The 19,989-nt window shown below is 31.4% G+C and carries 22 protein-coding genes; 14 read left to right on the top strand and 8 right to left on the bottom strand.

The features are described 5' to 3' along the window. Positions 1-118: 118 nt before the first annotated feature. Positions 119-1,729 (bottom strand): family 20 glycosylhydrolase, encoded by a 1,611-nt coding sequence (locus Q4487_RS04720; RefSeq protein WP_100895574.1) that lies wholly within the window; start codon positions 1,727-1,729, stop codon positions 119-121. Positions 1,730-1,738: 9 nt separating this feature from the next. Then, positions 1,739-2,383 carry an SGNH/GDSL hydrolase family protein gene (locus tag Q4487_RS04715; protein ID WP_100895575.1) on the bottom strand — a complete coding sequence of 215 codons (645 nt, stop codon included), beginning with the start codon at positions 2,381-2,383 and terminating at the stop codon, positions 1,739-1,741. Between the two features lie 277 nt (positions 2,384-2,660). Here Q4487_RS04715 and Q4487_RS04710 point away from each other — a divergent pair, with 277 nt between their 5' ends. The 6 genes from Q4487_RS04710 to Q4487_RS04685 all read left to right on the top strand — a co-directional run bounded on the left by Q4487_RS04710 (position 2,661) and on the right by Q4487_RS04685 (position 7,285). Further along, positions 2,661-3,947, top strand: coding sequence for a DEAD/DEAH box helicase (locus Q4487_RS04710; RefSeq protein ID WP_100895576.1), 1,287 nt, complete (start codon positions 2,661-2,663; stop codon positions 3,945-3,947). A 5-nt stretch (positions 3,948-3,952) separates the two neighbouring features. Continuing rightward, entirely contained in the window at positions 3,953-4,180 is a 228-nt protein-coding gene (locus tag Q4487_RS04705) for a VF530 family DNA-binding protein (RefSeq protein WP_100895577.1), read from the top strand. Between the two features lie 88 nt (positions 4,181-4,268). Next, positions 4,269-5,045 carry a nucleoside triphosphate pyrophosphohydrolase gene (gene mazG / locus Q4487_RS04700; RefSeq protein ID WP_100895578.1) on the top strand — a complete coding sequence of 259 codons (777 nt, stop codon included), beginning with the start codon at positions 4,269-4,271 and terminating at the stop codon, positions 5,043-5,045. 57 nt (positions 5,046-5,102) lie between these two features. After that, on the top strand, positions 5,103-6,476 hold the full coding sequence (locus Q4487_RS04695; RefSeq protein WP_303541338.1) for an MATE family efflux transporter: 1,374 nt from the start codon (positions 5,103-5,105) through the stop codon (positions 6,474-6,476). A gap of 2 nt (positions 6,477-6,478) precedes the next feature. Beyond that, positions 6,479-6,706, top strand: a complete 228-nt coding sequence (locus Q4487_RS04690; RefSeq protein ID WP_198519426.1) for a hypothetical protein — start codon at positions 6,479-6,481, stop codon at positions 6,704-6,706. 9 nt (positions 6,707-6,715) lie between these two features. After that, the gene (locus Q4487_RS04685; protein ID WP_100895581.1) at positions 6,716-7,285 is read left to right on the top strand and encodes a phosphatase PAP2 family protein; all 570 of its coding nucleotides are present in this window, start codon (positions 6,716-6,718) and stop codon (positions 7,283-7,285) included. On the opposite strand, the gene Q4487_RS04680 is transcribed toward Q4487_RS04685, so the two are convergent. The 4 genes from Q4487_RS04680 to Q4487_RS04665 form a co-directional block, all read right to left on the bottom strand. Next, positions 7,286-7,948, bottom strand: a complete 663-nt coding sequence (locus tag Q4487_RS04680) for a hypothetical protein (protein ID WP_303541342.1) — start codon at positions 7,946-7,948, stop codon at positions 7,286-7,288. Between the two features lie 82 nt (positions 7,949-8,030). After that, positions 8,031-8,747 carry a glycosyltransferase gene (locus Q4487_RS04675; protein ID WP_303541344.1) on the bottom strand — a complete coding sequence of 239 codons (717 nt, stop codon included), beginning with the start codon at positions 8,745-8,747 and terminating at the stop codon, positions 8,031-8,033. 23 nt (positions 8,748-8,770) lie between these two features. Then, positions 8,771-9,808: a methylmalonyl Co-A mutase-associated GTPase MeaB gene (meaB, locus tag Q4487_RS04670; protein WP_303541346.1), complete on the bottom strand. Its 1,038-nt coding sequence runs from the start codon at positions 9,806-9,808 to the stop codon at positions 8,771-8,773. A gap of 2 nt (positions 9,809-9,810) precedes the next feature. Then, positions 9,811-10,371: a DUF2911 domain-containing protein gene (locus Q4487_RS04665; RefSeq protein WP_303541348.1), complete on the bottom strand. Its 561-nt coding sequence runs from the start codon at positions 10,369-10,371 to the stop codon at positions 9,811-9,813. A 219-nt stretch (positions 10,372-10,590) separates the two neighbouring features. Between Q4487_RS04665 and Q4487_RS04660 the strand changes: the two genes are divergently transcribed. The 3 genes from Q4487_RS04660 to Q4487_RS04650 are packed head-to-tail and all read left to right on the top strand — an operon-like array spanning position 10,591 to position 13,046. Beyond that, positions 10,591-11,133 (top strand): RNA polymerase sigma factor, encoded by a 543-nt coding sequence (locus Q4487_RS04660; protein ID WP_303541350.1) that lies wholly within the window; start codon positions 10,591-10,593, stop codon positions 11,131-11,133. Continuing rightward, complete coding sequence (locus Q4487_RS04655) at positions 11,117-11,695, top strand: hypothetical protein (RefSeq protein WP_100895587.1); 579 nt, start codon at positions 11,117-11,119, stop codon at positions 11,693-11,695. The genes Q4487_RS04660 and Q4487_RS04655 overlap by 17 nt, the downstream gene beginning before the upstream one ends. Further along, positions 11,676-13,046, top strand: coding sequence for a hypothetical protein (locus Q4487_RS04650; protein WP_303541353.1), 1,371 nt, complete (start codon positions 11,676-11,678; stop codon positions 13,044-13,046). The genes Q4487_RS04655 and Q4487_RS04650 overlap by 20 nt, the downstream gene beginning before the upstream one ends. A 7-nt stretch (positions 13,047-13,053) precedes the next feature. Here the strand turns inward: Q4487_RS04650 and msrA are convergent, their stop codons facing one another. Beyond that, positions 13,054-13,719, bottom strand: coding sequence for a peptide-methionine (S)-S-oxide reductase MsrA (gene msrA / locus Q4487_RS04645; protein ID WP_303541355.1), 666 nt, complete (start codon positions 13,717-13,719; stop codon positions 13,054-13,056). An 86-nt stretch (positions 13,720-13,805) separates the two neighbouring features. Between msrA and Q4487_RS04640 the strand changes: the two genes are divergently transcribed. The 5 genes from Q4487_RS04640 to Q4487_RS04620 all read left to right on the top strand — a co-directional run bounded on the left by Q4487_RS04640 (position 13,806) and on the right by Q4487_RS04620 (position 16,354). After that, entirely contained in the window at positions 13,806-14,486 is a 681-nt protein-coding gene (locus Q4487_RS04640) for a peptidoglycan DD-metalloendopeptidase family protein (RefSeq protein ID WP_303541357.1), read from the top strand. 185 nt (positions 14,487-14,671) lie between these two features. Next, positions 14,672-14,908: a hypothetical protein gene (locus tag Q4487_RS04635; protein ID WP_303541359.1), complete on the top strand. Its 237-nt coding sequence runs from the start codon at positions 14,672-14,674 to the stop codon at positions 14,906-14,908. Positions 14,909-15,143: 235 nt separating this feature from the next. After that, the gene (locus tag Q4487_RS04630) at positions 15,144-15,395 is read left to right on the top strand and encodes a hypothetical protein (RefSeq protein ID WP_100896848.1); all 252 of its coding nucleotides are present in this window, start codon (positions 15,144-15,146) and stop codon (positions 15,393-15,395) included. A gap of 254 nt (positions 15,396-15,649) precedes the next feature. Beyond that, a complete protein-coding gene (locus Q4487_RS04625; RefSeq protein WP_303541362.1) occupies positions 15,650-15,886 on the top strand; it encodes a hypothetical protein in 237 nt (78 codons plus the stop codon). Positions 15,887-16,111: 225 nt separating this feature from the next. Further along, positions 16,112-16,354 (top strand): hypothetical protein, encoded by a 243-nt coding sequence (locus Q4487_RS04620; protein WP_303541364.1) that lies wholly within the window; start codon positions 16,112-16,114, stop codon positions 16,352-16,354. 205 nt (positions 16,355-16,559) lie between these two features. On the opposite strand, the gene secA is transcribed toward Q4487_RS04620, so the two are convergent. Further along, positions 16,560-19,922 (bottom strand): preprotein translocase subunit SecA, encoded by a 3,363-nt coding sequence (gene secA, locus Q4487_RS04615; protein WP_303541366.1) that lies wholly within the window; start codon positions 19,920-19,922, stop codon positions 16,560-16,562. Positions 19,923-19,989 lie beyond the last annotated feature (67 nt).

Raw genomic sequence — 19,989 nt, 5'->3', positions numbered from 1 at the left:
TATGATGTTGTAATGATATGTAATATAACTCTTACCTGTATTTCTTATTGCATAAAAAAACTAGACTTATTGTTTTGGTAACATACTAAATCTAGTTTTTATAATAAATTTTATTTTTTTAATCTTTATCTATCTCTTTAAAAGTATGTTTGCTTTTTTTCCAATCTATTAATTTTGTTGGATAATATTTTACGTTCATCCTCTCTAAATAAGGAGCTTGGTTAGCTAATCTTATTTTATAGTCTTTCCAATTTCTATTTTCTTTTATGGTCCAGTTAAGCTCAGAGTAACCAATAATTCTAGGAAAAGCTAAATATTCTAACTCTTCAATATTACTAATAGTTTCAGACCATAAAGGGGCTTCAATACCTAAAACCTGTTCTTTAGGTAATTCTTTTACAAATGTTTCTGGTGTCCATATATAAGCAGAATCTACAGGAATATATGTTGCCCAGTGCAACCCGTGTTTAGATAACGTATCATACTGCATATCTAAATAAGCTTTTTTAGCTGGTGATAATATAATTTTCATCCCTTTTCCTAATGCCAATTTTGCATTTTTTTCGCTTCTCCAGAATTGAGCAACAGAATTACTACTAATATCTGTTGTAGCAATTTCATCCCATCCTATTGGTGTTTTTCCGTGACTTTCTACAATTTTAGAAACTTTTAAAATAAACTTTTTAAAATCTTTTTTCTTTGTAACGTGACTCTCATCTCCTCCTAAATGAAAATAAGGAGCAGGGGAAATAGCAGAAATTTCTCTTACAACATCATCTACAAAGGCATAAACAAGATCTTTATCTGTATCAAGAGTACTAAAGCCAACACGCATACCTGTATAAATTTTAGGCGTTTTTCCGTTGCCATTTAATTGCGGGTAAGCAACTGTAGCAGCGTTTGTGTGTCCTGGCATATCTACTTCTGGTACAATAATAATATGTCTTTCTTGAGCATAACGCACTAATTCTTTAAAATCTTCTTGGGTATAAAAACCTCCAGGACCACCGCCAACTTCTGTGCTAGCCCCAATTTCTGTTAATTTTGGCCAAGATTTAATTTCTATACGCCAGCCTTGGTCATCTGTTAAATGTAAGTGTAGAGCATTAAACTTATAGTAAGCTAAAATATCTATGTATTTTTTTACATCATCAACACTAAAAAAATGCCTAGCAACATCTAACATAGCACCTCTGTACTCGTAATTTGGTTGGTCAAGTATTTTTCCGCTAGGTATTAACCACATTTTGTGTGCTGTAAGGGTGTCATTACTTTCTTCTGGTATAATTTGCCTTAGAGTTTGTATACCTCTAAAAGCACCAGCAGCTGTTTTTGCATTAATAATTATAGAGTCTTGTGTAATATACATTTGGTAAGCCTCTTTATTATCTAACTCTAAGCTATCTGTTTTATTTATGTATATAATTTTAGATGTTTCAGGGTTTGTACTATTTACAGGAACCTCTAAGTTAATTTTTGAGCTAATTTTATTAGATAAAAAAGAACCCACTTGTTCAAAACCAGAATTTTTAGAGGTATAAATAGCCGTATTTTTATCTAATCCAAATGCACTATTAGTAGGTGTAACTTTTAGCGGTAAGGGAACCATACTTTCTGCAGATAAATCTGTAGTTGGGTAGTTAATAATTACTCTTTTTTCTTGGCAAGCAATTATTGTAAAAATGCCGATAAGGGTTAATAAGGTTCTAAATAAAATAGAATTTTTCATTTAAATTGGTTAGTTAATATAGTTTGTAATTACACTTTGCCAAATTTGGTATCCTTTGGCGTTCATATGTAGGTTGTCTTGGGTAAAAATATCTGGTTTTAACTGTTTGCCATTTAGCATAGGTTTCCAAACATCTACATAAGTTATGTTAGGGTTTTTCTTTGCTAAGTTTTTGTATTTTCTGTTTAGTTTTTTATAGTTTCTTTTTAGGTGCCACCTAGCAATACTAGGTTTAACAGAGATTAAAACAATTTGTGTATTGGTATTGGCTTTTTTTATTTTGTTAATTATTTCTGTTAGTTGTGATAGTACTAACTTGCAACTTCTATCACCTGCAATATCATTATCTCCTTCATAAATAAAAACCTGTTTGGGGTTGTAATTTAAAATTAAATCATCTGTAAATAACAGTAAATCTTCGGTTGTAGAGCCACCAAAACCTGTGTTAATAATATTTTTATTAGGAAAATCTTGTTCTATAGTTTTCCAATATTTAATACTAGAACTGCCTGTAAAAACTATAGTAGGTTCTGTGCTATTACGTTTACTTTCATATTTTTTTTGAAGCTTTTGTACTTCATTGTAAAAACGATGTGTGGTTTGACTATGTCCTAAAAAGGATACAAATAAAAAAAGTGATAGTAAAATTCTCATACTTTCAAATATAATGTTAATATAAGTTCTATGTTGTTGATGTGTGTTTATTTTTCGACAGGTAACGTACATTACCCGATACAGGTATTTTGCACATACATTACAATGTACTTAGTAGAATATAAAGCATATTAATAACAAGCTCTTTTTTAATTAATTATGGTTTGCGTCTTAACATTTTCTAAAAGAAACGATTAACCATAAAAATAGCATTACTTTTGCATTTAATTTTACGAACAGACTTTATTAAAAAGTTATGGTTTATCAATACTAATTTATGACATTTAAGAACTTAGGTTTATCTAATAATCTATTAAAAGCAATAGAGAAAAAGGGGTATACTACTCCGTCTCCAATACAAGAAAAAGCAATACCGCCAGTTTTAGAAGGCAAAGATGTTTTGGCATCTGCACAAACGGGCACAGGTAAAACTGCAGGTTTTACATTACCATTATTACATTTATTATCAGAAGAGAAAACGTTAAGACATAGGCCAGTACGAGCTTTAATACTAACACCAACAAGAGAGTTAGCAGCGCAAATATTTGCTAACGTAAAAGAATATAGTGAGTTTTTAGATTTACGCTCTGCAGTAATATTTGGTGGAGTAAACCAAAAGCCACAAATAGCAAACTTAAAAAGAGGAATGGATGTTTTGGTGGCAACACCTGGACGTTTATTGGATCTTCATAATCAAAGATTTTTATCTTTAGACAAAGTAGAGATTTTTGTTTTAGATGAAGCGGACCGTATGTTAGATATGGGTTTTTTACGTGATATAGAACGCGTAATGAAATTAATACCAGCAAAGCGTCAAAATTTAATGTTTTCTGCAACTTTTTCTAAAGACATTAAAAAACTAGCTCACGGTATTTTAAACAACCCTGTGCAGGTTGAAGCTACTCCAGAGAACACTGCCGTAGAAGTAATTCAGCAAAAAGTGTACAGAGTTGCAAAAGGTAAAAAAACAGGTTTAATTATCAAGTTAATATCAGATGGTAATTGGCAACAAGTTTTAGTTTTTACAAGAACTAAACACGGAGCTAATAATTTGTGTAAAAAAATGATTGCAGCAGGTATTTCTGCAGCGGCTATTCACGGTAATAAAAGTCAGGGTGCGCGTACAAAAGCACTAGAAGGTTTTAAAAAAGGAACACTACGTGTTTTAGTAGCTACAGATATTGCTGCTCGTGGTTTAGATATTCCTTTGTTACCACACGTAATTAATTTTGAGATCCCAAATATATCTGAAGACTATGTGCACCGAATTGGTAGAACAGGTAGAGCAGGAGCAAGTGGTGAGGCTGTATCTTTGGTAAGTGCAGATGAAACATCTTACTTAAAAGACATTCAAAAATTAATTGGAATGCAAATTCCTGTAGAAATAGTAGAAGGTTTTGAGCCAGATCCTAATGCATCAACAAAACCCATAAAACAAGGGCAGCGTGGAGGTTCTAGAAACTCTAGTAACAGACCTAAAAAAGCAGGATCTAAAAATGGTTCTAGTAATAATCGTAAACCTAAACGTAATAACGACCGCAGGTCTAATAATAAACGTAATTAATAATAATGCAAAAGTCTAATGACCCTTTACACGGTGTAAAACTAGCAACTATTATAGATGATCTAGTAGACTTTTACGGCTGGGAGTATATGGGTAACACAGTTAATATACGCTGTTTTACCCATAGACCTACAGTAAAATCTAGTCTTCATTTTTTACGTAGAACACCTTGGGCGCGTACCAAAGTAGAAGAGATGTATTTACAATTGTTGCAGGAAAAAGAGAAACAATAACCTTGTGCTTGTTTTAAGGTAAATTACTAGTCTTTTTTATGTTTTTAAAAAAGATAGTATTTGTACTTTTACCAAAACTTTTTACAGGATGAACTCCAGAAGCAAACAGTTACAAGCAATAGATAGGTTACTTACCATAATGGATGAATTGCGAGAGCAATGCCCTTGGGACAAAAAACAAACCTTACAAACTTTACGTCATTTAACCATAGAAGAAACGTATGAGTTGGGTGATGCTATTTTGGATAATAATCTGGAAGAAGTAAAAAAAGAGTTAGGAGATTTATTACTGCATATTGTTTTTTATGCCAAAATTGGTAGTGAAACTAGTGATTTTGATATAGCTGATGTAGCAAACGAGATTTGTGATAAGCTAATTCATCGTCATCCACATATTTACGGAGATGTAAAGGTAGAGGATGAAGAAGAGGTAAAACGTAATTGGGAAAAATTAAAACTAAAAGAAGGTAAAAACAGTGTTTTAGAAGGTGTTCCTAAAAGTTTACCAGCATTGGTAAAAGCAAGTAGAATACAAGATAAAGTTGCTGGCGTAGGGTTTGACTGGGAAGAGCCACAACAAGTATTTGAAAAAGTACAAGAAGAGTTAGCAGAATTACAAGTAGAAGTAGATGCTGCTAACCAAGATAAAATAGAAGCAGAATTTGGTGACGTTTTATTTTCTATGATAAATTATGCACGTTTTTTAAAGGTAAACCCAGAAGATGCTTTAGAGCGTACTAATAAAAAATTTATAAAAAGGTTTCAGTATTTAGAGGGTAAAGCTAAAGAAATGGGGAAATCTTTAGAAGATATGACACTTGCAGAGATGGATGTTTTTTGGAATGAAGCAAAAAAAGAAAACTAATAGTAAGTAAAACTAAAAAATGATTTAATTTCATTTTTTTTAAAGTATTCAAATAAATTGAAACAATACACTAAAGAATTTAAATATAACTTAAAACTGGCATTCCCTGTAATATTGGGGTTATTAGGTCACACTTTTGTTGGTTTCGCAGATAATATAATGGTAGGTCAATTAGGTACAGCACAATTGGCTGCTGTGTCTTTAGGAAATAGCTTTGTGTTTATAGCTATGTCTTTTGGTATTGGTTTTTCTACTGCAATTACACCATTAGTAGCAGAAGCAGATGGTGCCAATAATGTAACTGATGCTAAAAGTGCTCTTAAACACGGAATTGTTTTATGTACTGTCTTAGGACTTTTTTTGTTTGGTGTAATACTCTTGGGTAAACCATTAATGTACTTAATGAAACAGCCTCCAGAGGTGGTAGAATTAGCAATTCCTTATTTAGATTTAGTTGCTTTTTCGTTAGTTCCTTTAGTAATTTTTCAGGCATTCAAACAATTTTCAGATGGTTTATCACAAACCAAATACCCTATGTATGTTACTTTAATAGGTAATGCTATTAATATATTTTTAAATTATCTATTGATTTTTGGAACTTTTGGTTTTCCAAAATTGGGTATTATAGGAGCTGCCATAGGTACACTAGTTTCTAGAGTTGCAATGGTTGTTTTAATATGGATAATGCTAAAACAAACTAAAAAGTTTCATAAATACGTTACTGGTTTCAATTTTAGAAAAATAGAAAGCAAAGTAATGAACAAGATTATGAAAATTGGTTTTCCGTCTGCATTGCAAATGTTTTTTGAGGTAGCTATTTTTACAGCTGCAATTTGGATCAGCGGTGTTTTAGGTAAAAATCCGCAAGCAGCTAATCAAATAGCTTTAAACTTGTCTAGTATGACGTTTATGGTAGGTATGGGACTAGGTGTAGCTGCAATGGTACGTGTAGGTAACCAAAAAGGTTTGGGTAATTTTAAAGATTTACGTAGAATGGCACAATCTATATTTTTACTAACATTTTTATTAGAGGTTATTTTTGCAGCTTTATTTTTAATATTTAGACATTGGTTACCAACAGTGTATTTAGACGTAAATGATGCCGTAAACATAGTAGATAATACAGAAGTTATAGTAATAGCAGCTCAATTATTGTTAGTAGCATCATTTTTTCAAATATCAGACGGATTGCAAGTTGTAGTACTTGGTGCATTACGTGGCTTACAAGACGTAACAATACCTACGGCAATAACATTTGTTGCGTATTGGCTAATTGGTTTTCCTATTTGTTTTTATTTAGGGTTATACACCCCTTTAAAAAGCACTGGAATTTGGATAGGTTTATTAGCTGGTTTAACTGCTTCTGCCGTTTTACTATATATTAGATTTAATTACTTAACAAAAAGATTAATACTTAATACAGAAGAATAATTATGGATTTTCCTAAGTTTTTATTGGGTGATAACACAGACTACCCAACAGCTATATTTATTATACATACAGATTACCCTAGGTTTATAATTAATTTAGAGGATGATGAAGTAGAGTGGTTAGAAGATTTTACTAAAGAAGATGAAGAGGAATTAACTGAAGAAGCAGAAAAACTAATTGCAGAGGCTACTGCTTTTTATGACAGAGAAATTGCTCGTTACGAAGAATAACAGACTATTATGCTTGAAGAATTAATACAGTACGATACTAACTTTTTTTTATATTTAAATAATCTTGGTACTTCTACTTGGGATAGTTTTTGGTTATTTATAACTAATAAAGTAAATTCTATACCATTGTATGCCGTGTTGTTATTTTTTACATACAAGCAAGTAGGTATTAAAAAAACATTAGTAATTTTAGTGTCTATAGGTATTTTAATAGGAGCAACAGACCAGTTGGCTAATTTTTTTAAATACGGAGTAGCACGTTTAAGACCTTGTCATAATCCAGAATTAGATGGTTTGGTGCGCTTAGTTAAGAGCTCTTGTGGTGGTAAATATGGTTATTTTTCTGCTCATGCAGCAAATTCTTTTGCTGTAGCCGTATTTTTTGGAAATGTACTTAAAAACAAATTTAAATACGTAAAAGTATTACTGCTTACTTGGGCAGCATTTGTTGCCTATAGTAGAATATACATTGGTGTGCATTATACATTAGATGTTGCTACAGGTATTGTAATTGGTAGCTTTTTAGGATTTGTTTTTTATAAGCTAATGCTACTTATGTCAGTAAAATTAAAGCTGTAATTAATTCTCTTTTTTAAATATGTAATCGTTTAGTGGAGCTAAAAATATTAAGATAAATATTGCTCCAAAAACAAGTTCATAAACTTCCCAAGTTCTGCCAGATGGGTTACTTATAACTAAGGCTGTTGCAGCTAAAAAAGCTATGGTATGGTGCCATTTTACAATAGGAACAGCAAACATATTTACAAGGTTTTTAAACCATTGTTGTTTTCTGTATAAAAAAGGAGATACAATTAGGTATAAAACCATAACCACCATTAGTAATTGACTAAATATTAGTTTATTTACCTTGGTTTCTCCAACGACCATATTGTGTAAGTTGGTTTCTCCTTGTGCATTATTTTCTATAAAAAACTCGCTAGACTGTACTTCAAATATTCTTTGTCCCCAAGAAACTTCTTCGCCAGCACCAAATAAAAACAAAATAGCAAATAATAAAGTTCCAATTTTCCAAGTAATAGATTTTCCTTTAGAGATGGTAAATAACCTATAAATACAAATAAGACTTATAATAAAAAGCATTAATGCAGTACCGTATTCTACAAGTCCGTCTTCTTGAGCATAAGATTGATCAAAAAAGGCACTGTCTGTTAAACCAAAATATAGTCCAACACTACAGATTACAAATAAAACTGCGTATACTATTTTATCTCTTGTTTTCATTTTTATTTATTTAGTAATATTCAAAGGTAATAATTGGTTGTAAAAGGTGAGTTATACTTTGGTAAGATTTTAACTTTTAAGCTTAGTAGTTTCTTTTATCAACCTTATAATTAATGTATTTGTGTTTCATCCATAAATAAGCAAAACAATCTATTAAGGGTCCTAAAGATCTGTTCCAAAAACCAAATTTAGTCTTGCCTGCAATTCTAGGAAAGTGTTGCACAGGAACTTTTTTTATTTTTCCGTTTTGTAATAATATCATTGCAGGTAAAAATCTATGTAAACCATTAAAAATAGGTATTTGCTTTGCGTAATTTGTTTTAATCACTTTTAAAGGGCAACCTGTATCTTCTACACCATCATTGGTAAAAGAGCGTCTTATTTTATTTGCTAGGGTAGAGGATAGTTTTTTAAAACCGGAATCTTTCCTGTTTATTCTAATGCCAGTAACTAAGTCGTACTTTGGTGTGTATTCTAATAGTAAATTAAAATCTAAGGGGCTTGTTTGTAAATCGGCATCAATGTAACCAACTAGTTCTGTTGTGGCTTCATCAAAACCAGCTTTTATAGCAGCTGTTAATCCGTAATTTTTATCAAAAAGTAAATAAGAAAAATTAGAGTTGTTTGCACATATTTGCTCTAATAATATTTGACTACCGTCTTTTGAGCCATCGTTAATAAATAAAACACAAGTTTTTTTTGTAGCAATTTTAAGGTACTCAGTTAGCTCTTTATCTAATCTGTTAATGTTATCTTCTTCATTGTAAATAGGTACAATTATAGTAAACTCATACTTCATAATATACAAACTAATTGTTGGTCTTATTTACTATGTAACTTTAATAATTTGTCTGCAGCAGCAAAAGGAGATGTTTTATTGTTTATAACGGCATTTATAGCGCCTTTTAATTCTGCTTTTACATTTTTATCATCATAAAACTGTTGCTTTAGCTGGTCTTCTATAGTTTGCAATAACCAATATTTGTTTTGCTGTTGTCTTTTTGTATCAAAAAAGCTATTTTTAGTATTGGTGTCTACGTAGCCTTTAATAGTTTCCCAGACCTCTGTAATACCTATATCTTCTAAGGCAGAACAGGCAAGTACTTTTGGTACCCAACCATTATCTTGTGTTTTTAATAAATGTAATGCTCGAGCAAATTCTACTCGCGCTTTTTTGGCACGTTGTACATTATCACCATCAGACTTATTAATTACAATAGCATCTGCCATTTCCATAATACCACGCTTAATGCCTTGCAACTCGTCACCAGCACCAGCTAATTTTAACAAAAGAAAAAAGTCTACCATACTATGTACGGCGGTTTCACTTTGGCCAACACCAACAGTTTCAATTAAAATAACATTATAGCCAGCAGCTTCACAAAGTACAATAGTTTCTCTGGTTTTACGGGCAACACCACCTAAAGAGCTACCAGATGGCGATGGTCTAATAAAAGCGTTTTCATCTTTTACCAACTCTTCCATACGTGTTTTATCACCTAAAATACTACCTCTAGTAACAGTGCTTGTAGGATCTACAGCTAACACAGCTACTTTGTTTCCTTGGGCGGTAAGTCGTTTTCCAAAACGTTCTATAAATGTACTTTTACCAACACCAGGTACTCCGGTAATACCAATTCTAACACTTTTTGTTTTGTGAGTTAAACAGCGCTCAATAATTTCATTAGCCTGTTTGGTATGCTCACTATTGGTACTTTCTATAAGTGTTATAGCTCTGCTTAAAGCGGTTTTATCGCCTTTTAAAATACCATTGGTTAAACTATTTGTAGACGGTAACTCTCTTCTAAATTTTTTAATTTTAGAAGCACTCTTGGAACTTATATTTTTATGTGTGCTCAATATTATTTGCTAATAGGTACGTTAACTTTGGTTTTATCCCAAGCTAAAGTTAAGTATGGTTGTTCTTTGTCTTCAAAGTTAATAGTAAATCTTTCTTTAACCGAATCTAATTTTGTTACAGGTACAGAAACAGTCACAAGATCTTCTGAAGCATTTCTGGTAGTTTCTGCACCACCACTTAAAATAGTAACTCCCCAATCTGGAACCTCTTTATTAAAAATAATATCCCAACTATCTTTATTGGGTCTAGACCATATAGAGTAAGTACCTGCGGGTAGTTGTTTGCCATCTACTTTAATTGCAGAAGAAGTTTTAAATGTAGTAGGCTCATTAGCACCAGTTCTCCAAACTTTGTTGTAAGGTACAAGAGAACCAAAAATTTGACGGTCTTTTTTAGACGGACTACAATAAACTACATTTAAATTATAACCTTTTTTAGTATAGGTAGCAGTCTCCTCTGGACTAAACTTTTTTGTTTGCTCTTTCATCATAGGCATACCAACAAATACAGTAAGTAAACCAAGTACAGTTACTGTAATTATCATCCATTTTATAACTTTCATATTGTGGTTATTTTTTTAGATTTTTTCTAAGTTACTAAATCTTGCTTAATTAAGAATACCCAAAATTGTACTTTAACTTGCGTTTTATATAAAGTGTAAAATTGCTATAAATTTATAGTGATAACTATAAAAATCTAAAAATAATTTATGTTTTTGCAACATCTGTTATTTTATGTCGTCCTTTAAGCAACAAATAAAACCAAACCCAATAAATAATTAATGTTTACGTCTGATATTATTAAAAAATGCAAGGCAAACAACCGCAAAGCTCAAATGCAGCTTTATAAACAGTACTGTAATGGTATGTATTGCGTGGCTATGCGATTTTTAAAGAACGAAGGTGATGCAGAAGACGTAGTACAAGAAGCTTTTATTAATGCTTTTGAAAAAATAGAACAATTTAGTGGAGATGTAACCTTTGGAGCTTGGCTAAAAAAAATTGTTGTACATAAATGTTTAGATTTTATTAAAGCGAAAAAAGACAAGTATGTAGCTTTAACAGAAACTAATTTAAGAGTAGTAGAGGATGATGATTGGGTGGTTGAAGATACGGTAACACTACAACAAATAAAATTTGCAATAGCGCAATTGCCAAGTAACTACCAATGTGTGGTGCAGTTGTATTTGATTGAAGGGTATGATCATGCAGAAACATCGGGCATATTAAACATAACGGAGTCTGCTTGTAGAACTCGGTTATTAAGAGGTAAAGGGTTATTAAAAGAACTTTTAAAAGAGAAAAGATATGGGACAGGATCTTAGAAAAATATTTAAGGAAGAAAGAGCTAAAGAAAAGCACACCTTAAACAAAGGGCATATCTCTAGGTTTGAAGATAAGTTAAACGCTGCTATGCCTGTACCAAAACAAAATAAATGGTTTGTTTACAAAATTGCAGCAAGTGTAATTGTATTGCTTACTATTTCTATTTTGGTTTATAACAATCAATCTAAAAAAACAACAATAAAAAGTACAGTAGTAGACATAGATAAACCATCTAAAGACCAAGAGGGTATAACACTTGGAGCTTTATCTCCAGATTTAAAAAAGATTGAAGATTATTACAAAGTAAACATCAACTTAGAGCTGTCACAATTACAAGTTTCTAATGATAATAAAACATTGGTAGATAGTTATATGGAGCGCCTAGCGGAGTTACATAAAGAATACCAAGACCTTAATACAGAGTTAAATACCATTGGGCCTAATGATCAATTAATTTCTGCTTTAATTAATAATTTGCAATTGCGATTGCAGTTGCTACAAAAACTAAGAAAAAAGTTAAACGAATTAAAAAGCAATAAAAATGAGACAATTAGTGTGTAAAAGTATAGTGGCGGTAGCAATATTAGCTAGTACAAGCATATATGCCCAAAAGCAAACAAAAGTATTTAAAGAAGTGTTTAATGTAGATAAAAATGCTGTTCTAGATTTAGATACCAATAATGCAGATATAGAATTTGATACTTGGAACAAGAGTGTTATACAGGTAGAAGCTACAATAGAAGTAGAGGGTATGTCTGCAGATGAGGCAGAAAAATACTTTATACGTAATAAGATGGATATTTTAGGAAATTCTGCTAAAGTTACTGTGTCTACAGGCGGGAATAATTTTTTTAGCAAAACAGATACTTTTGCTAATGCCCATCCAATACATTTTAATACGTCTAATTTTCCTACTCGTTTTTCTTTTAATATGGATACCATAAGTATAGATACCATAATGGTAGACTATGACTTAAAAGATTTAAAATTTGCAGACTTTGATTATGAAGAATATGAAAAAGGAGGTAAGGAGTACATACAAAAGTGGCAGAAAGAGTTTCAAAAAGATATGGGAGCTAAAAACGAAGCCGAAATACAAAGATGGGTAGCAGAAGTAAGAAAGAAAGCTATATTAACTCAAAAACAATCTAAACTTTTAGCAGCGAGACATAAGGTGCTTGCAGAAAAGGTAAAAGCTAAAGTGTTAAAAGCGCATCACAAAGGAGATGTAATTTATATAGACTCTAATGAGTTTTACACTAGTCCAAATACATTTTATATTTCTAAGGATGGTGGTACAAAGAGTTTAAAGGTTAAAAAGACAATTAAAATTAAAATGCCTAAATCTGCAACCATAAAAATGGATGTACGTCACGGTAAAGTAAAACTAGCCGAGAATACTATAAATATAAACGCAAACTTGACTTACTCAAGTTTGCTGGCTTCTACTATAAACGGAGATAAGACGTATGTAAATGCGTCTTATTCTCCAATATATGTGAATAACTGGAACGTAGGGCAATTAAAAACCAGTTATGCTAAAGATGTAGATCTAAAAATGGTAAAAGAACTTACTCTAAGTTCTGTATCATCTAACATTACTATAGACCAGTTGTTAAAATCTGCTTTTGTAAAAAACGATTTTGGCAATGTGCAAATAAACGCTATATCTTCAGACTTTAAAGATTTAGATATTACCATTACTAACGGTGAGTTAGAAGCCGCTTTACCAAAATCTTCTTATACTATATATGTAAAAGGTAAATCTTCTAAAATAGCAACGCCAACGTCTTTATCTTTAACTAAATCTGTAAATCAGAATATAGTAGTGCATAAAGGATACAATACCTCAAAAAACACAGCAAAGTCTATTAATATAGATGCATCATATAGTGATGTTGTTCTAAAGTAACCTTGCTTTAATGAGTACCTTTTTTTAATAACTCAGGAAACTTACTTTTAAATTTATTTAACCTAGGTACAGATACATTTTTTAAGTAAGAGTTATTAGGATGTTTTTTTTCGTAATCTTGGTGGTAATCTTCTGCCTCGTAAAAAGTTGTAAAAGCAGTAACCTCAGTAACAATTTTAGAACTGTACACTTTTTCTTTTGTCAGTTTAGCAATGTAATCTGTAATAATTTTTTTCTCTTCTTTATTCTTGTAAAAAGCAATAGATCTGTATTGTGCACCTCTGTCTGGTCCTTGACGGTTAAGCGTTGTTGGGTCTTGTGAGCCAAAAAATACTTTTACTAAACTAGCATAAGAAACTTCTTTAGGATTATAATATACAACCACAGCTTCTGCGTGTGTGCTATTACCACTACCAACTTGCTCGTAAGTAGGATTCTTTTCTTTACCACCAGCGTAGCCAGACACCACTTCTTTAACTCCTTTAACGCTTTCAAAAACAGCTTCTACACACCAAAAACAACCACTAGCAAAATAAGCGGTTTCGTATGAGCTTAAATCTTGATTTAGGATTTCTGTATTAGCTTTTGTTTCATCCTTAGTTTTATTTTTAGATGAACAACTTGTAGATATTAATATAGTACATAGTACAAATGCAATTTTTACTGTTCTCATAAATTTCCTTTTTATAAATTAGTGCGCTGCTTTTAAAAATACTTACAAAGGCATAACTATTTTAAAGATAGATTAACATTTTACCTATGCAAAATATAGAGAGTTTATTACAGTCAGTAACAACTGGTTCTACATCAATATTAAAAACAACTAATAACAAAGATAGTTATGCAGCTTTAGATTTGTCTATAGATAATAAAGAATTAGCTACAGTAGATATTACAAATGCAACTGATTGTGAATCTTATATTCAGCAAATTTTAAATAAAACAAATAGCACAATTGCATTTGGAGGCTATTTGGAGAAAAGAAATTTGTATGCTAAAAATGCAAATTTCTCTAAACTAGAAGAGGCTGCTCGTAACATACATTTAGGTGTAGATTTTTGGGCAGATGCAGGAGCAAAAGTTATAGTTCCTGTAAATGGAGTAGTGCATAGTTTTAAAAATAATGCTGTGTTTGGAGATTATGGACCTACTATTATATTAAAGCATACTGTAGATGGCCAAACATTTTACACCTTGTACGGACATTTAGCACTTTCTTCTTTAAATGATATGTATGTTGGTAAAGAATTTACAAAAGGGGCTGTTTTAGCAACTTTGGGAACAGCTGAGGTTAATGTAGGTTATGCGCCACATTTGCATTTTCAAATAATTATAGATATTAAAGATTATATGGGTGATTATCCTGGCGTTTGTACTACAAAAGATTTAGATTTTTATAAGAAAAACTGTCCTAATCCTAATTTGTTACTTAAAATATAGCTTCTTTTTTAAGATTAAGTGCACCTTAGATCGATTAGCAGTTTTTTGCTTTTTTACAGTTATCGATGTTATTTTACCGTTTATCATAAGTTTTGTCAGACACCGAAAAATAAGTCGGTTTAAGCGATTTAGATTTAGTAACCCTAAGCTTGATAGTAATTTTACAGTATCAAAACTAAGTTACTATGAAAGCTATTATCACTTTATTATTTGTTCTTACAGTAAGCGTTGCAGCACAAGCACAAGAAGCTAATGTTTCTACTGTATTAAAATCAGATACTAAAGAGGTTAAAGCAACTGTAGTAAAGGAAGCGGTATTGCAACAAGAAGCTAAAGTTGCTCGTTTGTACAAGTTTAAAAATTCTAAAATTAAAAAAGCTTTAGCTTTTACTACTAAAAAAGCTGCATCTAAAATAGCTTAATAAATTTCTTACTCTTTATAATTCTCTTTGCTTTTAAGATGATAGATATTTCGTTTATCAAAAAAAAATCTCCACAATACCACTAACAGGTTTTACTTTGTATTTATAAAATTTAAGATGAATGTTAACAACATTTATTTTTTTACAATTCATCTATAGTTAAGTGTTACTCATCTGCAATCATCAATTTAAGTTGTTTTTGGTTGGTAGCTTTGTAAAACAAAACAAAAGTATTATGAAAACTGTTATCACTTTATTATTCGTTATTGTATTAGGATTAACTGCACAAGCAAAGGAAACTAAAACTACACCTGTTTTAAATGTAGAAAACACGGAAGTAAAAACAGGAGAAGTAAAAAAAGAGGTAATTAAAAAAGAGGTAGTTAAGAAAAAAGTTGAGGTAGTACGTTTGTATATGTTTAAAAATGCAAAAATTAAAAGAGCTTTAGCATTTACAATTAAAGATGTGGTAACTAAAACAGCTTAATTAAATATACTATAACTTTTGTTTTACATAAATATGTCTTACCCTAAACTGCATATTTATTTTCTTTGTTGCACAATATCTGTTGTAATGCACATAATTTTCGATTAGCAGATTTTACCCAAATTACAGTCATCGACGATTTTTTACACTTTATCATAATTTTTGTTAAACAGCGAAAAATATGGGGGTTTAAGCGATTTAGATTTCTATAGCTTTATGTTGGTAGTAATTTTACATCAACAAACAAAGTTACTATGAAAGCTATTATCACTTTATTATTCGTTATTACAGTAAGCATTACAGCACAAGCACAAGATGCTAATGTTGCTCCTGTATTAAAAATGGATAGTAAAGAAGTAAAAGCTACTGAAGTTAAAAAGGAAACTTTAAAAGAAGAAAATCAAGTAGCACGTTTGTATAAGTTTAAAAACTCTAAAATTAAAAAAGCATTAGCTTTTACAACTAAGAAAGCTAAAAGTAAAATAGCTTAATATCAGTTAGATAGTTATTATTTAGTGAGTTTTTGATTACCTTTTAGTTAACAGTTGTAGTGCTTGTTTTTTTGGATAAAGTGTTAGTTAACATAAAAACTACTATTTTTTAATAGGTAGTTCATCTAAGTTGTTGCAGATCAACGATAAAAAAGTGTTTTTAAACGAGTTTGAAAATAGATGAGTGAGCTTGGGTTGTAATTTTATAGTAAATAAAACCTATTTATGAAAACTCTAGTAACCTTATCTTTTATACTCTGTGTTGGTTTTTCTTTACAAGCACAAAAAGCTAAAAAGTCACCTCTTAATAAAGTTGAAGTAGTAAAGGTAGCTTCAATAGTAAAAGAAACTACAGTTAATAAGAATATTAAAAAGAATAGCGTAGCACGTTTGTATATTATAAAAAATGCAAAAATTATAAAAGCGTTATCTTTTGAAACAAAAGCAAATAAAGCAAAATTAGTTTAATTATGATATATATAACTTTAATTACCGTAGCAGCTATAACAATTGGCTTATTATCTAAAAATAAACCAGCTATGCGTGCTATTAAAGTTCCTGTTCGTAATAAACATATTAAAAAGTAACTAACGACGACAGCAGTTTTACACTGCATATAAATAAAAAGCAGCTCTAAAAGAGCTGCTTTTTTTATGACTATTAAGTACTAGTTTTATTCTTCAACTAGTACCCATTCACCTCTTGTTAATAAAGGTTCTGCTTGTTTAAATTTAACAACTTTAGATTCGCCATTCATTACATTTTTAATTGTAACTCTGTCGTTTCTACCAATTTTTGGTCTTTCTCTAGTAATTGTTTCTGTTACTTGTGGTCTATTACCTTGTGTTTGGCTAGCAGCTCTGTTCTGTGCAGCTAACTCATCACTGTTAGGTATTTCCTCTTTTGTAGTTTGTAAATTTGCTTGTGGCTTTCTTACGGTTCTTGCTTCCTGTATGTCTGATGTGTCACCAGTAGGCAATTCAGCTTTAAACAAGAATGATACTACATCTTTATTTACAGTATCTACCATAGATTTAAAAAGTTCAAAAGCTTCAAACTTATAAATTAATAGCGGATCTTTTTGTTCGTGCACAGCTAGTTGTACAGATTGTTTTAACTCATCCATTTTACGTAAATGAGTTTTCCAAGCGTCATCTACAATTGCAAGTGTAATATTCTTTTCAAAATCGTTTACCAATTGCTTACCATTACTCTCGTAAGCTTCTTTAAGGTTGGTAACTATTTTAAGAGCTTTAATACCGTCTGTAAAAGGAACCTCTATACGTTCAAAATTGTTAGCCGTGTCTTCATAAACATTTTTAATTACCGGAAATGCAGTAGCTGCATTACGCTCCATTTTGTTTAGATAGTGCTCGTAAACAACTTTGTAGGTTTTACTTGCTATATCTTGACTGGTCATTTTTGCAAAGTCATCTTCGGTAATAGGAGATGTTACAGAGAAATACTTAATTAATTCAAACTCAAAGTTTTTATAATCACTAGCACCTTTGTTACCTTCTGCGATAGATTCACAGGTATCAAAAATCATATTAGCAATATCTAACTTTAAACGCTCTCCTTGTAATGCATGTCGTCTTCTCTTATAAATTACCTCTCTTTGGGCATTCATAACATCATCATACTCTAACAAACGCTTACGAACTCCAAAGTTATTTTCTTCAACCTTTTTCTGTGCGCGTTCTATAGATTTTGTCATCATAGAATGTTGAATAACTTCACCATCTTCTAAGCCCATTTTATCCATCATTTTTGCAACTCTATCAGAACCAAACAAACGCATAAGGTTATCTTCTAAAGAAACATAAAACTGAGAACTTCCTGGATCTCCCTGACGACCAGCTCTACCACGTAACTGTCTGTCTACACGTCTAGAATCGTGACGCTCTGTACCAATAATAGCTAAACCACCAGCATTTTTAACATCTGTAGATAATTTAATATCGGTACCACGACCTGCCATATTGGTTGCAATAGTTACAATACCTGCATTACCAGCTTGCGCAACTACATCTGCTTCTTTCTTGTGTAACTTGGCGTTAAGTACATTGTGCGGTACTTTACGTATAGTTAACATTCTAGATAACAATTCTGATATTTCTACAGAAGTTGTACCAATAAGTACTGGTCTGCCAGAGTTAGATAGTTGTGTAACTTCCTCTATAATGGCATTGTATTTTTCTCTTTTTGTTTTGTAGATTAAATCGTTTCTATCATCACGAGCAATTGGTCTGTTAGTTGGTATTTCCATAACATCTAACTTGTAAATCTCCCAGAATTCACCAGCTTCAGTAATGGCAGTACCTGTCATACCTGCAAGCTTATTGTACATTCTAAAGTAGTTTTGTAATGTAACTGTAGCAAATGTTTGTGTCATTGCTTCAATTTTTACATTCTCTTTAGCTTCAATAGATTGGTGTAAACCGTCAGAGTAACGACGACCGTCCATAATACGACCTGTTTGCTCATCTACAATCATTACTTTATTGTCCATTACTACATACTCTACATCTTTTTCAAAAAGAGTGTAAGCTTTTAGTAATTGGTTCATAGTATGAATACGCTCACTTTTAATAGAGAAATCTTTAAATAACTCTTCTTTAAGTTCTGCTTCTTTTTCTATGTTTAGATTTTGGTTTTCTATTTGAGCAATCTCATAACCAATATCTGGCATTACAAAGAAATCACTATCTACATCTCCAGAGATGTGTTTAATTCCTTTGTCTGTGAGCTCTATCTGATTGTTTTTCTCATCAATTACAAACAACAACTCTTCGTCTACCGTAGGCATTTCACGGTTGTTGTCTTGCATATAAAAGTTTTCAGTTTTTTGTAATAACTGTTTAATACCTTCTTCACTTAAAAATTTAATAAGTGCTTTATTTTTAGGTAAACCACGGAATACACGTAATAATTGAAAACCACCTTCTTTAGTGTCGCCACTAGCAATTAATTTTTTTGCTTCTGCTAAAACGCCGGTTAAATATTGTTTTTGTAATTGTACAATATCTGCAACTTTAGGTTTTAACTCGTTAAACTCATGTCTGTCTCCTTCTGGTACAGGACCAGATATAATTAATGGCGTACGTGCATCATCAACTAAAACAGAATCCACTTCATCTACAATAGCAAAGTTGTGAGGGCGTTGTACTAGGTCTGTTGGTTTGTGTGCCATATTATCACGCAAATAATCAAAACCAAATTCATTATTTGTACCATAAGTAATATCTGCGTTGTAAGCAGTTCTACGTGCATCAGAATTAGGTTGGTGATAATCTATACAGTCTATAGTAAAACCGTGAAATTGAAATATAGGTGCCATCCAAGCACTATCCCTTTTTGCAAGGTAATCGTTAACTGTTACAAGGTGTACGCCATTACCAGTTAGTGCATTTAAGTACACAGGTAATGTTGCAACTAAAGTTTTACCTTCACCAGTATGCATTTCTGCAATTTTACCTTGGTGTAGAGCAATACCACCAATTAGCTGTACATCATAATGTATCATATCCCAGGTTACTTGCTTACCAGCAGCATCCCAAGAGTTTTGCCATACGGCTTTGTCTCCTTCTAGGCTAACATAGTCTTTAATTCCAGATAATTGTCTGTCGTACTCAGTAGCGGTAACAGTAAGGGTAGTATTATTTGTAAAACGTTTAGCAGTTTCTTTTACAACAGCAAAAGCTTCAGGTAAAAGGTCTGTAAGCGAGTTTTCTAATGTTTTATATACTTCTTCTTTTAAGCGGTCTATTTCTGTATAAAGATCTTCGTTCTTATCTATATCTGTAGACGCTTCTACTTCTAGTTTAAGAGCTTCTATTTGTTCATTTAAGTCTTTAGTATCTGCCTTTAGCTTTTCTTTAAACTCTACTGTTTTTGCTCTTAACTCATCTAAGCTAATAGCCTCTAAACTTTGTTCAAATGCTTTAATTTTATCAACTAATGGTTGTAATTGCTTAACGTCTTTTTTGGCTTTATCACCAACAAAGGCCTTTAGCACGGAATTAATGAAACTCATATATTTTATAATTTATAAAGTCTGTTGTTTACAATGTAAACACACTCAACTATTTAGATTAATGTTC

This window comes from Cellulophaga sp. 3_MG-2023, assembly GCF_030546975.1.
GTDB lineage: Bacteria > Bacteroidota > Bacteroidia > Flavobacteriales > Flavobacteriaceae > Cellulophaga.
This window is presented reverse-complemented; position numbering and strand designations above follow the sequence as displayed.

Bases quoted from the DNA above. Each gene is read 5' to 3' on its own strand.
- Q4487_RS04620 (WP_303541364.1), top strand. From the start codon at position 16,112: ATGAAAACTCTAGTAACCTTATCTTTTATACTCTGTGTTGGTTTTTCT.
- Q4487_RS04705 (WP_100895577.1), top strand. From the start codon at position 3,953: ATGCAAAAGTCTAATGACCCTTTACACGGTGTAAAACTAGCAACTATT.
- Q4487_RS04625 (WP_303541362.1), top strand. From the start codon at position 15,650: ATGAAAGCTATTATCACTTTATTATTCGTTATTACAGTAAGCATTACA.
- Q4487_RS04710 (WP_100895576.1), top strand. From the start codon at position 2,661: ATGACATTTAAGAACTTAGGTTTATCTAATAATCTATTAAAAGCAATA.
- Q4487_RS04720 (WP_100895574.1), bottom strand. From the start codon at position 1,729: ATGAAAAATTCTATTTTATTTAGAACCTTATTAACCCTTATCGGCATT.
- Q4487_RS04675 (WP_303541344.1), bottom strand. From the start codon at position 8,747: ATGAAGTATGAGTTTACTATAATTGTACCTATTTACAATGAAGAAGAT.
- Q4487_RS04655 (WP_100895587.1), top strand. From the start codon at position 11,117: ATGGGACAGGATCTTAGAAAAATATTTAAGGAAGAAAGAGCTAAAGAA.
- msrA (WP_303541355.1), bottom strand. From the start codon at position 13,719: ATGAGAACAGTAAAAATTGCATTTGTACTATGTACTATATTAATATCT.
- Q4487_RS04635 (WP_303541359.1), top strand. From the start codon at position 14,672: ATGAAAGCTATTATCACTTTATTATTTGTTCTTACAGTAAGCGTTGCA.
- Q4487_RS04660 (WP_303541350.1), top strand. From the start codon at position 10,591: ATGTTTACGTCTGATATTATTAAAAAATGCAAGGCAAACAACCGCAAA.
- Q4487_RS04665 (WP_303541348.1), bottom strand. From the start codon at position 10,371: ATGAAAGTTATAAAATGGATGATAATTACAGTAACTGTACTTGGTTTA.
- Q4487_RS04650 (WP_303541353.1), top strand. From the start codon at position 11,676: ATGAGACAATTAGTGTGTAAAAGTATAGTGGCGGTAGCAATATTAGCT.
- secA (WP_303541366.1), bottom strand. From the start codon at position 19,922: ATGAGTTTCATTAATTCCGTGCTAAAGGCCTTTGTTGGTGATAAAGCC.
- mazG (WP_100895578.1), top strand. From the start codon at position 4,269: ATGAACTCCAGAAGCAAACAGTTACAAGCAATAGATAGGTTACTTACC.
- Q4487_RS04715 (WP_100895575.1), bottom strand. From the start codon at position 2,383: ATGAGAATTTTACTATCACTTTTTTTATTTGTATCCTTTTTAGGACAT.
- Q4487_RS04690 (WP_198519426.1), top strand. From the start codon at position 6,479: ATGGATTTTCCTAAGTTTTTATTGGGTGATAACACAGACTACCCAACA.
- Q4487_RS04685 (WP_100895581.1), top strand. From the start codon at position 6,716: ATGCTTGAAGAATTAATACAGTACGATACTAACTTTTTTTTATATTTA.
- Q4487_RS04630 (WP_100896848.1), top strand. From the start codon at position 15,144: ATGAAAACTGTTATCACTTTATTATTCGTTATTGTATTAGGATTAACT.
- Q4487_RS04680 (WP_303541342.1), bottom strand. From the start codon at position 7,948: ATGAAAACAAGAGATAAAATAGTATACGCAGTTTTATTTGTAATCTGT.
- Q4487_RS04640 (WP_303541357.1), top strand. From the start codon at position 13,806: ATGCAAAATATAGAGAGTTTATTACAGTCAGTAACAACTGGTTCTACA.